Source organism: Undibacterium sp. RuTC16W, assembly GCF_049339445.1.
GTDB lineage: Bacteria > Pseudomonadota > Gammaproteobacteria > Burkholderiales > Burkholderiaceae_D > Undibacterium.
The window spans coordinates 1-278 of sequence record NZ_JBMPPE010000139.1 but is presented as its reverse complement, the minus strand read 5'-3'; the positions used below and the strand labels follow the sequence as shown (position 1 = coordinate 278).

General features: G+C 69.4%; 1 protein-coding gene. It reads right to left on the bottom strand.

Going from position 1 to position 278, the window contains the following annotated elements; all coding sequences use genetic code 11:
* A partial coding sequence (locus ACO0K4_RS19840; RefSeq protein WP_422958368.1) for an AMP-binding protein occupies positions 1-278 on the bottom strand: 278 nt, incomplete at both ends.

Sequence of the window (278 nt, the reverse complement as noted above, 5' to 3'; positions counted from 1 at the left end):
CGGTAGTGCAGCGGTGTGGGGTAGAGATACACCGGCACGCCGGCGACGAGCGGCATCACCAGCCCCGCCGTCAGCCCGAACGAATGGAACACCGGCAGCACGTTGAACACCTTGTCCTGCCCGTTGACGGCGACGCGGGTCAGGCTCTGCATCGCGTTGGCGAGGATGTTCCGGTGCGAGAGCACGACGCCCTTGGGCGTGCCCTCCGAGCCCGAGGTGAACAGGATCGCGGCCGGGTCGTCGGGATGGCGGACGACTTGCGGCCGGCCGCCGACGAG